13 protein-coding genes are annotated in these 12,185 nt (G+C 64.5%); 7 read left to right on the top strand and 6 right to left on the bottom strand.

Annotated features, from left to right (window positions below; all coding sequences use genetic code 11):
- Positions 1 to 14: 14 nt before the first annotated feature.
- Genes CH292_RS07430 through CH292_RS07420 form a run of 3 tightly spaced genes read right to left on the bottom strand, consistent with a single transcriptional unit; the run spans position 15 to position 1,248 of the window.
- Positions 15 to 500: a DUF2029 domain-containing protein gene (locus CH292_RS07430; RefSeq protein ID WP_094654426.1), complete on the bottom strand. Its 486-nt coding sequence runs from the start codon at positions 498 to 500 to the stop codon at positions 15 to 17.
- Positions 497 to 1,021 (bottom strand): hypothetical protein, encoded by a 525-nt coding sequence (locus CH292_RS07425; protein ID WP_020112556.1) that lies wholly within the window; start codon positions 1,019 to 1,021, stop codon positions 497 to 499. The genes CH292_RS07430 and CH292_RS07425 overlap by 4 nt, the downstream gene beginning before the upstream one ends.
- Before the next feature lie 2 nt (positions 1,022 to 1,023).
- Positions 1,024 to 1,248 carry a helix-turn-helix transcriptional regulator gene (locus CH292_RS07420; RefSeq protein WP_019666574.1) on the bottom strand — a complete coding sequence of 75 codons (225 nt, stop codon included), beginning with the start codon at positions 1,246 to 1,248 and terminating at the stop codon, positions 1,024 to 1,026.
- Between the two features lie 188 nt (positions 1,249 to 1,436).
- Here CH292_RS07420 and urtA point away from each other — a divergent pair, with 188 nt between their 5' ends.
- From urtA to CH292_RS07390, 6 genes are all read left to right on the top strand, one after another.
- Positions 1,437 to 2,711 carry an urea ABC transporter substrate-binding protein gene (urtA, locus tag CH292_RS07415; protein ID WP_020112557.1) on the top strand — a complete coding sequence of 425 codons (1,275 nt, stop codon included), beginning with the start codon at positions 1,437 to 1,439 and terminating at the stop codon, positions 2,709 to 2,711.
- A 79-nt stretch (positions 2,712 to 2,790) separates the two neighbouring features.
- Positions 2,791 to 3,675 (top strand): urea ABC transporter permease subunit UrtB, encoded by an 885-nt coding sequence (gene urtB, locus CH292_RS07410; RefSeq protein ID WP_020112558.1) that lies wholly within the window; start codon positions 2,791 to 2,793, stop codon positions 3,673 to 3,675.
- Positions 3,672 to 4,760, top strand: coding sequence for an urea ABC transporter permease subunit UrtC (gene urtC / locus CH292_RS07405; RefSeq protein ID WP_094654425.1), 1,089 nt, complete (start codon positions 3,672 to 3,674; stop codon positions 4,758 to 4,760). Before urtB ends, urtC begins: the two co-directional genes overlap by 4 nt.
- Complete coding sequence (gene urtD, locus CH292_RS07400) at positions 4,757 to 5,587, top strand: urea ABC transporter ATP-binding protein UrtD (RefSeq protein ID WP_094654424.1); 831 nt, start codon at positions 4,757 to 4,759, stop codon at positions 5,585 to 5,587. Before urtC ends, urtD begins: the two co-directional genes overlap by 4 nt.
- Positions 5,580 to 6,272, top strand: a complete 693-nt coding sequence (gene urtE, locus CH292_RS07395) for an urea ABC transporter ATP-binding subunit UrtE (protein WP_019666579.1) — start codon at positions 5,580 to 5,582, stop codon at positions 6,270 to 6,272. The genes urtD and urtE overlap by 8 nt, the downstream gene beginning before the upstream one ends.
- Before the next feature lie 15 nt (positions 6,273 to 6,287).
- Positions 6,288 to 6,992: a GntR family transcriptional regulator gene (locus tag CH292_RS07390; protein WP_051104951.1), complete on the top strand. Its 705-nt coding sequence runs from the start codon at positions 6,288 to 6,290 to the stop codon at positions 6,990 to 6,992.
- A 13-nt stretch (positions 6,993 to 7,005) separates the two neighbouring features.
- On the opposite strand, the gene CH292_RS07385 is transcribed toward CH292_RS07390, so the two are convergent.
- Genes CH292_RS07385 through prpD form a run of 3 tightly spaced genes read right to left on the bottom strand, consistent with a single transcriptional unit; the run spans position 7,006 to position 10,561 of the window.
- Entirely contained in the window at positions 7,006 to 8,151 is a 1,146-nt protein-coding gene (locus CH292_RS07385; protein ID WP_020112560.1) for a bifunctional 2-methylcitrate synthase/citrate synthase, read from the bottom strand.
- Positions 8,148 to 9,059, bottom strand: coding sequence for a methylisocitrate lyase (gene prpB, locus CH292_RS07380; RefSeq protein ID WP_094654423.1), 912 nt, complete (start codon positions 9,057 to 9,059; stop codon positions 8,148 to 8,150). The genes CH292_RS07385 and prpB overlap by 4 nt, the downstream gene beginning before the upstream one ends.
- Positions 9,056 to 10,561: a 2-methylcitrate dehydratase PrpD gene (gene prpD / locus CH292_RS07375; protein ID WP_019666583.1), complete on the bottom strand. Its 1,506-nt coding sequence runs from the start codon at positions 10,559 to 10,561 to the stop codon at positions 9,056 to 9,058. The genes prpB and prpD overlap by 4 nt, the downstream gene beginning before the upstream one ends.
- A gap of 117 nt (positions 10,562 to 10,678) precedes the next feature.
- On the opposite strand from prpD, the gene CH292_RS07370 reads away from it, so the two are divergent.
- Positions 10,679 to 12,181 (top strand): short-chain fatty acyl-CoA regulator family protein, encoded by a 1,503-nt coding sequence (locus tag CH292_RS07370; RefSeq protein WP_094654422.1) that lies wholly within the window; start codon positions 10,679 to 10,681, stop codon positions 12,179 to 12,181.
- Positions 12,182 to 12,185: the final 4 nt, after the last annotated feature.

Here is a 12,185-nt window from a genome sequence, read left to right as displayed (position 1 = left end):
CCCTAGCTACCGGGTCACTGGTCCGCCTCGGCTTCGAAGCGGGCGTTGCGACGACGCATCCACCACACCCCGAGTCCGACGACTCCGCCGCCGACGACGGCTCCGACGACACCGCCTGCCCAGGAACTCGCATCGGAGAACGTGTTCGGTTGCAACCTGATCAACGCCCCGACGTATCCGATGATCAGCACCACCGCGACGACGAGTCCGCGCACCCGGTTGATCTTGGACGCGGTGTACAGGTTGACCTTCCGCGCCGCCGAGTAACCGATGGTCAGGACGTTGATCACGGTGAGGGTGACGAGGATGCCGAGGCCGACCCATGCCCCGGTGGTGCCTGCCACCCACGGCAACACCGCGGCAGAGACGCGCGAGGCCCACTGGAAGAGCTGAAACCCTATGGCCGACGCTTCGTTCCACACATCACGCTGACGTTCGTCGTCGTAGAACTCGTCGTCCAGATCGCCGACGAATCGAAGTGCTTTCACGAACGCGTTCATATCTGCTCCTTCGTCAGTTCCTGCAGCTCGGTTGCTTCGGCAGCAGCTTCGGCCTCGCGGTCGAGTCGACGCTTGCGAACGAGGCCGTGCACCCCGCACCCGACACCGACGCACGCTCCGATGGCCATACCGACGAACACGGCTGCACCTCCTGCGCTCAGGTACTCGGAAGCCAGGGTGATCATCGCGCCGAACGCCGCGATCAGGTACACGCCGGTGCACAGGTAGATCCTTGGGCGAGCCAGTGATTGGGAGGTGTACATGTCGAGGCCTCGGGCCTTCGCGTACATCAGAACCATCGACGACACCGTGAAGAACACGGCCAGCACGCCGAGCGTGATCCAACTGCCGGTCACGCCTGCCACCCACGGGAGAACGGATCCGGCGATCAGCAGAGTCCAGACGAACAGCTGAAACCCTATGGCCGAGGCCTCGTTCCACACATCGCGCTGACGTTCGTCGTCGTAGAATTCGTCGTCGAGATCGCCGATGTACTGCATCGCCGCTGTGAAGGTGCTCATCTCTACTCCGTTTCGAAGAGTGTTTCGACGGTCGTTCCCAGTGCTCGCGCCAGCTTGATCGCGAGGTAGACGCTCGGGGCGTAATCGCCGCCCTCGACCGAAACGATGCTCTGCCTGCTGACTCCGCAGATCTTGCCCAGCTCGGCCTGGGTGAGCCGCGCCGCTTTGCGGTGCTCGCGCACCGAGTTGATCTTCAGCGCGTCGGTGGTCTTCGCCGCGTCTCTCATAGGTAAAAGTCAAGCGGACTTGTCACTGGATGTCAACCCTGCTTGTCATTTCGCCCGACGGCCGGTTGTTTACACCCGCGTAATCCGTGCAACGAACTCGTCACCGCGGAACATATCAACGCAATACTTCCCCTTTACTGTCTGCAATCGCGAATACAACTCCGTATACAAGCGAAAGGGCTTCCGCGATGCCTGCTCTTCCTTCCAGCAAGTTCGCCACCAAGGCACTGGTGCTCCCCGCAGCGCTGGCGATGGTCGGACTGACCCTCACCGCGTGCGGCAGCAGGGCCGGTGACACGGCGTCGGGCGAGGGTGGCGGGGCCACCGAATCCTGCGTCGACACCTCGGGCGACACCGTCAAGGTCGGTTCGCTGAACTCCCTGTCCGGCACGATGGCGATCAGTGAAGTGACGGTTCGTGATTCGATCGCCCTGGCCGTGGAGGAGATCAACGCGTCGGGAGGCGTCAACGGAAAGCAGATCGAGGTGGTCGCCGAGGACGGTGCGTCCGAGCCGACCGTGTTCGCGGAGAAGGCCGAGAAGCTCATCAGCAGCGACTGTGTCGCAGCGGTATTCGGCGGGTGGACGTCGTCGTCGCGCAAGGCCATGCTTCCGGTCTTCGAGGACAACGACGCACTCCTGTACTACCCGGTGCAGTACGAAGGCCTCGAAGCGTCGGACAACATCTTCTACACCGGCGCCACGACCAATCAACAGATCATCCCCGCGCTGGATTACCTGAAGGAGCAGGGGGTCACCTCGCTCTACCTGGTCGGTAGCGACTACGTCTTCCCGCAGACCGCCAACCGCGAGATCAAGGCGTACGCCGCGGCCAACGGCATCGAGATCAAGGGCGAGGACTACACGCCGCTCGGGTCCACCGACTTCTCCACCATCGTCAACAAGGTTCGATCCGCCGACGCGGACGCCGTGTTCAACACGCTCAACGGCGACTCCAACGTCGCGTTCTTCCGTGAGTACACCAATGCCGGCCTCAATGCCGCTGACATGCCGGTTATTTCGGTGTCCATCGCCGAGGAAGAGGTCGCGGGCATCGGTGCACAGAACATCGCGGGCCAGTTGACGGCGTGGAACTACTACCAGACGGTCGACACACCGGAGAACTCGAAGTTCGTCGCCGACTACAAGGCCAAGTACGGCGCCGACAAGCCGACCTCCGATCCGATGGAAGCCGCGTACACCTCGGTGTACCTGTGGAAGAACACCGTCGAGAAGGCAGATTCGTTCGCAGTCGCCGACATTCAGGCCGCGGCGGACGGCGTGAGCTTCGCAGCCCCCGAGGGTGAAGTGGTCATCAACGGCGACAACCACCACATCTCCAAGACCGCGCGCATCGGTGAAATCCGTCCCGACGGCCTGATCTACACGGTCTGGGAGTCGCCGGCACCGATCGAGCCCGACCCGTTCCTGGAGACCTACGACTGGGCCGCCGACCTCAACTGACCCCGGTCCCCGCTGTGCGCGCACATGTAGGCCAGGGTCGGCATGTGCGCGCACGGAGGGGCCTGTAAAGGAGCCTTACATGGATGTCGTAGTCGGGCAGCTGTTCACCGGCCTGAGTATCGGATCGATTCTCTTGCTCGCCGCTCTAGGACTCTCGCTGACGTTCGGTCAGATGGGCGTCATCAACATGGCTCATGGTGAGTTCATCATGGCCGGTTCGTACACCGCGTACGTCGTGCAGCAGATCGTCTCCACCGGCGGAGCGTCGCTGTTCATCTCTCTGATCGTCGGATTCCTCGTCGGCGGCGCCATGGGCGTCCTGCTCGAGGTCACGCTCATCCAGCGCATGTATCACCGGCCGTTGGACACACTGCTCGTCACCTTCGGTGTCGGTCTGGTTCTCCAGCAGCTCGCCCGCGACATCTTCGGCGCTCCGGCCGTCAACGTCGTCTCCCCCGGCTGGTTGTCCGGCGGTGTCGACATCCTCGGAGCCGTCGTCCCCAAGACGAGGATCTTCATTCTCGTTCTCGCCGTACTCTGCGTTCTCGCACTGTCGTTCGCGCTCAAGACGACACCGATGGGTCGACGCATCCGCGCGGTCGTGCAGAACCGCGATCTCGCCGAGACGTCGGGCATCTCGTCCCGTAGGACCGACATCTCGACGTTCTTCATCGGGTCCGGCCTCGCCGGCGTCGCCGGTGTGGCGTTGACGCTGATCGGCTCCACCAGTTCCACCGTCGGGCAGAGCTATCTGATCGACGCGTTCCTGGTGGTCGTCGTCGGCGGCCTCGGCCAGATCAAGGGCGCGGTGATAGCCGCGTTCACACTCGGCATCGTCAACTCGTTCATCGAGTACAACACGACGGCGTCCATTGCCAAGGTCATTCTGTTCGTCCTCATCGTGATCTTCCTCCAAGCCCGCCCGCAGGGTCTGTTCGCGGTCAAGACAAGGAGTTTGGTGTGAAAACCTTCGTCGCGAAACGTGGAGCATTGCTCGGTTTCGCCATCGCCGCGATCCTCCTGTTCGCCGTCGCACCGGCTGTTCTCAGTGAGTTCAGGCTCAATCTTCTCGGCAAGTTCATCTGCTACGCCATCGTTGCGGTAGGCATCGGATTGGCCTGGGGCCGAGGCGGAATGCTCACGCTCGGCCAGGGTGTGTTCTTCGGGCTCGGTGCGTACATCATGGCGATGCACCTCAAGATCTCCGACGCCGACATCCGCGGCGACGCGGTCCCGGACTTCATGTCCATCGCCGGTATTCGCGAGCTACCGTCGTACTGGGTTCCGTTCCAGTCTCCGCTCGTCACGATCCTCGGGATCCTGTTCATCCCGGCTTTCGTCGCACTCGTCCTCGGTCTCGGCGTCTTCAAGCGTCGGGTCAAGGGTGCGTACTTCGCCATCCTCAGTCAGGCGCTGGCCGCTGCGTTCGCCATCCTGCTGATCGGTCAGCAGAGCACCGGTGGATCCAACGGACTCAACCGATTCCGGACGTTCTTCGGGTTCAACCTGAACGACCCGGCCAACAAGCAGATGCTGTTCTTCATCGCGGCCGGTGTTCTGCTCGCGGTCGTCGCCATCACTCGCCAGCTGATGTACTCGCGGTACGGAGAGCTGCTCGTCGCCGTTCGCGACCAGGAGGAGCGCGTCCGCTTCCTCGGATACGATCCCGCGAACGTCAAGATCGTCGCCTACGTCGCCGCTGCGTTCTTCGCCGGCCTCGCCGGAGCCCTGTTCGTGCCCATCGTCGGGATCGTCTCACCGAACGACGTCGGCATCGTCCCGTCCATCGCCTTCCTGATCGGCGTTGCGATCGGCGGACGCACCACACTTCTGGGGCCGGTGCTGGGCGCTCTCGGCGTCGCGTGGGCTCAGACCACACTCTCGGAGCAGTTCCCGTCCGGGTGGACCTACGCACAGGGATTGCTGTTCATCGTCGTCGTCGGATTCTTCCCCGCGGGTGTGGCCGGTCTGTTCGCACTCCGGAAACGAAAGAAGGCAGGCGTCGACGTGGTCACCGTCGACGCCGTGGAGAAGGAGCTCGTCAAATGATCCACGTGGAGGGGCATCAGCCCACGTTCGGTGGCAATGCAGGCATGTCGAGCCAGTACCTGGAAGTCCGCGGTCTCACCGTCAGTTTCGACGGCTTCAAGGCGAACACCGACGTCGATCTCACTCTCATGCAGGGCGATCTCCGATTTCTCATCGGACCGAACGGTGCAGGCAAGACGACGCTGATCGACGCCATCACCGGACTCGTCCCAGCAACGGGATCGGTCACCAAGTCCGGCGTCGAACTGCTCGGCAAGAAGGTGCACCAGATCGCACGGCTCGGCGTCGGTCGAACGTTCCAGACTGCCAGCATCTTCGAGCAGCTCACCGTGTTGCAGAACCTCGACATCGCAGCGGGGTCGAAACGCACGTGGTCGACGATGCTCCGCAAACGCAAGACGGTGTCGGACGAGATCGAGGAGGCGCTCGAGACGATCGGCCTGAAGGCGCACCGGGACAAGCCGGCGGGCATTCTCGCGCACGGCCAGAAGCAGTGGCTCGAGATCGGAATGTTGTTGGTGCAGAACGCCGATGTGCTTCTGCTCGACGAGCCCGTTGCCGGTATGAGTCACGAGGAGCGGGAGGAGACAGGTGAACTGCTGCGCCGCATCGGCGGTGAGCGCACGGTCGTCGTCGTCGAGCACGACATGGACTTCATGCGCGCGTTCGCGACGTCGGTGACGGTCCTCGCCGGAGGCCGAATCCTGTCGGAGGGCACCGTCGCCGAGGTCCAGGCCGACCCGAAGGTCCAGGAGGTGTATCTCGGTACCGCAGCGGCGGGCGAGGAACTCGACAGAAAAGCAGAAGAAGGAGACAGTCATGCTTGAGCTGATCGACGTACGCACCGGGTACGGCCGGAGCGAAGTCATCCACGGTGCGTCGCTGACCGTTCCGGCCGACGGCGTCGCGGCCGTCATGGGACACAACGGTGCGGGGAAGACGACGCTGCTCCGTGCCGCCGTCGGACTGTTGAAGGTCACCTCGGGCAAGGTCATGTTCGATGGTGAGGACGTCAGCGCGTTGCGGCCGAGCGCGCGCGTCGCTCGTGGTCTCGCCTACGTACCGCAGGGCCAACAGTCCTTCGGGCAGTTGACGACGGCCGAGAACCTGCAGGTCGTCGCCGACGGCCGTAAACGCGGAAAAGCGCTGATCGACGAGGCCCTCGACCTCTTCCCCGCGTTGAAGGAGCTCCTCACCCGTCGTGCCGGACTGCTGTCCGGCGGGCAGCGTCAGCAGTTGGCGATCGCCCGGGCACTCATCACCGAACCGAAGATGCTGATTCTCGACGAGCCCACCGAGGGCATCCAACCGTCGGTCGTCGCCGAGATCGAGCGCACCATCCTGGATCTGACCCGTCGCGGCGGTCTCGGTGTCCTGTTGGTGGAGCAGCACATCGGCTTCGCTCTGGAGTCCGCACAGAACTACTACATTCTCGAGGCCGGGCGAATCACGTCGAGCGGCAACGGCGGGGCCGATTCGGAAGCCGACGTTCGTGCAGCGATGGCGATCTGAGCGGCGACCACGAACATGACAGATGTGCCCTACACCGCGATCAGCGGCGGAGGACCTCTGCGCGAACAGGTGTACGTCGCGCTCCGTCAGGATCTGATGGCGGGGGTGTTCGACCCGACGACACGCCTCGGCGAGGAGAAACTCGCCGAGGCGTACGGGGTGTCGCGCACGCCCGTCCGAGAAGCGATGGCGCGTCTTCTCGCCGACGGGTTGGTGCAGCGACTCGACGCGGGCCTCTTTCCGTACCGGCCACGTCTCGACGATCTGGCCGACCTCTACGAACTCCGAACGACTTTGGAGCTCCGAGGTATCGACCGGGTCGACACCGAGCCGCACGACGCCACCGCGGTCCGCGAGGTCCTGAACGACTGGACGCAGGCGAGGTCGTCACTTCCGCACCCGGACGCGGAGTTCGTCGCGCGGGACGAATCGTTCCACGTGACGCTGCTGGCGGCGTCGGGCAATCCTGCGTTGGCCGAGGCGCTTCGTGCGGTGAACGCACGGATACGACCGGTGCGGATGTTCGATTCCCTGACTCGGGAGCGCATCGCGTCCACTGTCGACGAACACGTTGCCATCTGTGCGGCCGTCGTGGAGGGGGATCTCGCGGCGGCACGAGCGTCGCTGCTGGCGCACATCGACCTCGCGCAGCGGATCGTCATCGACCGTGCGACTCAGGCTCTGTCGATGGCGAAGATAGCACTGGCAGTGCAGAATTGAAGCTCGGACGGCGTCATGCACCGACGGCGCGCTGCGGAACGCCTGAGTAGTCGCTGAGCGGACGGATGAGCGCATTGGATGCACCCTGCTCGATGATGTGGGCCGTCCAACCGGTGATTCGGCTCATCACGAAGATCGGGGTGAAGACGTCGATGTCGAAGCCCATCAGGTAGTACGTCGGCCCGGTGGGGAAGTCGAGGTTCGGCTCGATCGAGGTCTCCTCGTTCATCGTGCGTTCGAGTACGTCGTACATCCGTACCCATTTGCGGCCGTTCGTTGCTTCGGCCACGTCCTGGAAGGCTGCTCGCATCGTCGGCACCCGGGAGTCGCCGTTCTTGTAGACACGGTGCCCGAAGCCCATCACTTTCTCCTTGGCCGCGAGCTTGTCCAGGAGCCACTGCCTCGCCAAGTGCGGTTCGCCGATGTCGAGCATGGCGTGCATGACCGCTTCGTTGGCCCCGCCGTGCAACGTTCCCTTCAGTGCGCCTATCGCCGCGGTGACGGCACTGTAGATGTCCGACAGTGTCGAGGTCACGACTCGGGCTGCGAACGTCGACGCATTGAAGCTGTGCTCCGCGTACAGGATCAGTGACACCTCGAACGCCTCGACGATCTTCGGGTCGGGCACGCTCCCGAAGCACATGTTCAGGAAGTTCTCGGCGAACCCCAGGTGGGTGTGCGGTGCGATCGGATCGAGGCCGCGTCGACGACGGTGATCCGCGGCGACGATGGTCGGTAGGACGGCGGTCATCCGAAGCGCCTTGTTCAGGTTCGCCGACGCCGAATTGTCCTCTTCCGCCGGGTCTTCCGCGCCCAGATAACTGATCGCGGTGCGCACGACGTCCATCGGGTGGCAGTTGTCCGGCATCTTCGCCACCAGCGACAACAACGATCGGTCGGCGCGGCGGTGAGCCCGCTCTCGCTGCGAGAACAGCTCGAGTTGCGGGTTCGTCGGTAGCTCGCCGTTCCACAGCAGGTACGCCACTTCCTCGAAGCTGCAGTGCTCCGCGAGGTCCTGCACGGCGTACCCGCGGTAGGTCAGGGAGTTGGTCTCCGGGACCACCTTGGAGATGGCCGTCGTGTCGACGACCACTCCGGCCAGGCCTTTGTGGATCGTCTTCGTCTCGGCCAGGGCAGCTCTCGTTGTCGGATAGGTCATCTCGCGTCCCTCGTGTAGGTGAAGATCCCTCGATCGAATCGGTTGTACTGGTCGTACTCGAGCAGTTCGTAGAGTCGGCTGCGGTGTTGCATGCGGTCCAGGTCGGCGGCTTGTGTTCCGGTGGAGGCGATCTCACGTAGCCCGTTCTCGACGGCGAACATCGCCAGCCGCAGCGTCGTGACCGGGTAGATGACCGCGTTGTACCCCAGGTCCTGGAGTACGTGTGCCGGTATCAGCTCGGATTTGCCGAATTCGGTCATGTTGGCGAGCAACGGCGTGGTGACGGCACCGCGGAACGCGGCGAACTCGGCCTCGTCGGCCAATGCTTCGGTGAAGATGAGGTCGGCCCCGGCGTCGGCGTATGCCTTCGCCCGCGTGATCGCGGCGTCGATTCCCTCGATCGCGCGCGCGTCGGTGCGCGCGCAGATCACGAAGTTCGGGTCGCGCCGCGCGGACACCGCGGCCCGGATGCGCTGCACCATCGTCTCGGTGTCGACGACGGCTTTGCCGTCCAGGTGGCCACAGCGCTTGGGATTGACCTGGTCCTCGAGGTGGCAGCCGGCGATGCCTGCATCCTCGAGCATCGTGACGGTGCGTGCGGCGCTCATCGGTTCACCGAAGCCCGTGTCGGCGTCGATCAATACCGGCAGGTCGGTCGCGCGTGCGATCTGCTGTCCTCGGCCCGCGACCTCGCTCAGTGTCGTCAGTCCGATGTCGGGCAGTCCGAGGTCCGCGGACAGCACTGCACCGGAGACGTACACACCCTCGAACCCGATTTCCTGCACCAGTTTCGCGACGAGAGGCGAGAAGGCACCGGGCAACCGCTGGATCGTGCCCGAGGCGAGACCGGCGCGAAACGCCGCCCGCTTGTCCGACGCCGACGTCGATGCGGCAATGAGGCCGGTCATCGGAAGATGCCCTTCGGGGTCTTCGGCGCCCGGGCCAGCACGTCGCCGCCGACCGTGAACGTGAGTCGGTCGAGCTCCCCGGCCGCCAGCGTCGGCGCGTTCTGCGCAGCGGTGAGGAAGCGGTCCTGCTCGTCGGGAGACACGATCCCGTCGGCGAGTGTCCTGAACTTGTCGATGTACTGCTCACGGGCGAACGGCCGGGCGCCCAGCGGATGGGCGTCGGCGACCGCGAGTTCGTCGACGATGACGGTCCCGTCCTTCAGCGTGATCTCGGCACGAGCGCCGAAAGCCTTCTCGTCCGGGTCGGTCGAGTGGTACCGGCGGGTCCACTCCGGATCCTCCGCCGTCGAGATCTTGTTCCACAGTTCGATGGTCGCCGGTCGCTGCGCACGCTCGGGAGCGTAGGACCGCTCGTGGTGCCACTCGCCGTCTTCGAGCGCCACGGCGAAGATGTACATCACCGAGTGGTCGAGCGTCTCCCGGGATGCTGTGGGATCGAACTTCTGCGGATCGTTCGACCCGGTGCCGATGACGTAGTGCGTGTGGTGGCTGGTGTGCAGCACGATCGTCTCGATCCGGTCGAGATCGTCGATGCGGGAGCGCATTCGGCGGGCCAGGTCGATCGGCGCCTGACTCTGGTACTCGGCCGAGTGCTCCTTGGTGTAGCTGTCGAGAATTGCGCGCTTGGCTTCGCCCGGTCCGGGCAACGGCACCTGGTATTCGGCGTCGGGTCCACCGAGAAGCCATGCGATGACGCCGTCCTCGCCCTCCCAGATCGGCGACGGTGCCCCCTCGCCGCGCAGCGCCCGGTCGACGGCTTCGACGGCGACCTTTCCGGCCAGAGCCGGCGCGTACGCCTTCCAACTCGAGATTGCGCCCTTGCGTGACTGACGGGTGGCGGTCGTGGTGTGCAGTGCCTGGCCGACGGCTTGGTAGATGGTCTCGGTGTCGAGTCCGAGGAGCGTTCCGATACCCGCTGCTGCCGACGGACCGAGGTGGGCGACGTGATCGATCTTGTGTTCGTGCAACGAGATCGCTCGTACGAGGTCGATCTGGATCTCGTAGCCGGTGGCGAGTCCGCGGATCAGGTCTCGGCCGGAGCACCCGGAATGCTGGGCGACGGCGAGGATCGGCGGAATGTTGTCGCCGGGGTGCGAGTACTCCGCCGCGAGGAACGTGTCGTGGAAGTCGAGTTCACGCACGGCGACGCCGTTGGCCCAGGCCGCCCACTCCGGTGAGAACGTGCCGGGTACGCCGAACACGGTCGCACCGGGGCTGTACGGATGCGCCTGCGCTTGGGTGCGCGCACTCGTGACCGGTCGACGCACCAGGGAGGCCGCGGCCACCGACGCGTTGTCGATGATGCGGTTCACGATCATGTCGGTCGTGTCCTCGGGTACCGGGACGGCATCGGCCGCCACCTCCGCGACTTTCCACGCCAGGTGCTCGGACCGGGGGAAGTCCTCGGCGGATCGACGGGTACGTACCAGATGGGTCTTCACTGACTGGTCCTCTTCTGCTGTGGTTACGCTTCTTTTGCAAACGTACGCACCTGGCCCTCACCTGCGAAAGGTGTGGCCCGTGCCTATTTTTGCGATGCGCAGGGTGCAAATTTGCGAATGTTGCGAATGCCCGTCGGATACTCTCTCCAGCACGAGGAGGTCGCAGTGCAGAAGATCTACGCCGGCAGTCGCCTGCGACGGTTGCGCGCCGACCGCGGGTTGACTCAGCTCGCCCTGGCCAGGACGCTCGAGCTGTCGCCGAGTTATCTGAATCAGCTCGAGAACGATCAGCGTCCGCTCACCGTGCCGGTCCTGCTGCGCCTGAACAGCACGTTCGACCTGGATCCCACGTTCTTCGCCACCGACACCGACGCCAGGTTGGTCGCCGATCTGCACGATGTGCTCGCCGAGACCTCGGACGACGGTGAAGTCTCCATGTCGGAAGTGCAGGAGTTGGTGTCACGGATGCCGGACATCGGCCGCACGCTCGTCGGTCTGCATCGGCGGTTGCACGCCACGACGGATCGATTGGAACGTATCACCGCGGGTGTCGACGGGCGGGGCACCGATCTGCCCGTCGACGGTTCCCCGATGCCCTACGAGGAGGTGCGCGATTTCTTCTACGATCGGCGCAATCACATACCGGATCTGGACCTCGCGGCCGAGGAATTGTTCGCACGCGAGGGCTTGACCATCGGTGCTCTCGATCTACAGCTGGCCCGTGTCATCGTGGCGAACTACGGCGTCACCGTCGACATCGAGGACGACGGCGATGGACGGCTGGGCCCCAAGGGACGGCTGGGCCCCAAAGAACAGCTGGGCCCCAAGCGCATCTACTCGCAGGGAAGGCTCACTCTCGCCAGGCGATTGACCGCGGGCCAGCGGGCGTACCAGATCGCCACTCAACTGGCGTTTCTGTCGCAGGCCACGATGATCGATGCTCTCGTCGACGCCGATTCGTCGTTGAGCGCACCCGCGCGCGAGCTCGCCCGAGTGGGTCTCGCCCATTACTTCGCAGGTGCGCTCCTGCTCCCCTACGGGACTTTTCTGGACGCGGCGGAGTCGGTGCGCTACGACATCGAGTTGCTGTCGCTGACGTTCGAAGTGGGATTCGAGACCGTCTGCCATCGACTCTCGACTCTGCAACGACGCGGCGCCAAAGGCGTCCCGTTCTTCTTCGTCCGCACCGATCGCGCCGGGAACATCTCGAAGCGCCAGTCCGCTACCGCATTTCACTTCTCCCGGGTCGGCGGAAGCTGCCCGCTGTGGGTGGTTCACGACGCGTTCGCGGCGTCCGGGAGAATTCTCACCCAGGTCGCGACGATGCCCGACGACCGCAGCTATCTGTGGATCGCCCGCACCACCGAGAGCGGTGGGCTCGGGTTTCGCTCACCCCGCAAGCACTTCGCCATCGGGCTCGGCTGCGACATCGCGTACGCGAGCCGAGTCGTCTACGCGGACGGGTTGCCGCTGGACTCCGGCGCCGCCGCGGTGCCCATCGGCCCGGGATGCAAGGTGTGCGAACGCACCTCGTGCGCGCAGCGGGCGTTCCCACAGCTGGGGCGGCAGGTCCACGTCGACGAGAACGTCGACACCGACCTGCCGTACCCCTACACGTGATACG

It is taken from the genome of Rhodococcus sp. 14-2470-1a (assembly GCF_002259425.1).
GTDB classification, from domain to species: domain Bacteria; phylum Actinomycetota; class Actinomycetes; order Mycobacteriales; family Mycobacteriaceae; genus Rhodococcoides; species Rhodococcoides fascians_E.
This window is presented reverse-complemented; position numbering and strand designations above follow the sequence as displayed.